The 749-nt window shown below is 73.2% G+C and carries 1 protein-coding gene; it reads right to left on the bottom strand.

Translation table 11 applies throughout. From position 1 onward, the window contains the following. Positions 1–175 precede the first annotated feature (175 nt). Positions 176–749: hypothetical protein (locus AC1DWF_RS34025; RefSeq protein ID WP_476842897.1), on the bottom strand; the 574-nt coding region annotated here is incomplete at its 5' end.

Genomic DNA, 749 nt, shown 5'->3' with positions numbered 1-749 from the left:
CACCCTGATCGCCTGCGGAAACGAAGATCTGCTGACGCCGCCGGCGCTGCATGACGAGATGGCGTCGCTGATCCCCGGTGCGCGGCGGCTGGGCTTCACGGGCGTGGGGCACCTGCCGACGATGGAGGTGCCGGACGAGACCGGCGCGGCGCTGAAGGAGTGGCTGAACGCTTAGCTAACCCGCGATGCAGCGCGTGACGTTCGGCTGCGCGATGGCCCGGCTCGGCACCGTTCCGGGAGGGCAGGGCGCCTGCGCCCGGCTGGGCGCGGCGATGCCGCGATCCCAGTCGCGCACCTCCGGATCGTCGCCGAGCATCCCCGTGCCACCGCCGCCGGCGTATCCCCTGCCGGGAGAGCAGCGGCCGCGTCCCTGCGGCATGCCCCCATGCGGGCAGAGGTAGCGGCGCGCCGCCTCCAGCGCCGCGCTGCTGGCGTGCGGCCCGCGAAGGCCGATCATGCGCGGGCGCGACTGCGCTTCCGCCGCCGTGGGCAGGATCGCGAGCAGGGCCAGCAGGATCAGCGCGAGGCGCATCGGTGTCTTGAAATCCGGGCGGAGAACGCGGTTGCGCGCGCCGCCGGCGGCCGCCATCCTCGCTCCATGGATACACCCCGGCCGTCCCAGCAGGAAACCCTGCTCCTCGATGTGCGCGAGACCCGGCGCAGCTTCGGCATCGGCCGTGGACTGCTGAGCTTCCTGCTGCTCGGCCTGCCGTTCCTGGGCCGCCAGCGCATCCGCATCAGCAACGAGC

It is taken from the genome of Aminobacter sp. P4_D5 (assembly GCF_056401815.1).
This window is presented reverse-complemented; position numbering and strand designations above follow the sequence as displayed.